Source organism: Streptomyces sp. NRRL F-2664, from assembly GCF_000719345.1.
Lineage (GTDB): Bacteria > Actinomycetota > Actinomycetes > Streptomycetales > Streptomycetaceae > Streptomyces.
This window is the reverse complement of record NZ_JOFX01000576.1, coordinates 1-246: the sequence shown is the minus strand read 5'-3', so window position 1 is coordinate 246 and position 246 is coordinate 1. Positions and strand designations below refer to the sequence as shown.

Genomic DNA, 246 nt, shown 5'->3' with positions numbered 1-246 from the left:
CCGGCCGGGGAGACCTGGCAGCTCACGTCTGTCACCGACCCCTACGGCGCCGCCACTACCGTCGCCTACGACGACGGCCGGGTCGTCTTCACCGCCCCGCCGCGCTCCGGCGACGGCCACCGGCTGACGGCCGTCCTCGAACTGCAAGACGGGCTGGTCCGCAAGGCCACTGCCGGGGACGGGGCGGTGACGGGGCTGGAGTACGGGCGGCCGCTGGCCGGACACGGCCCCGTCATCACCCGCGTC

At 75.6% G+C, this 246-nt stretch carries 1 protein-coding gene; it reads left to right on the top strand.

What is annotated here, in order from left to right; all coding sequences use genetic code 11:
* Window positions 1-246, top strand: a 246-nt coding sequence (locus IF89_RS40290; protein ID WP_043195200.1) for a hypothetical protein, incomplete at both ends; no start/stop codon positions are given.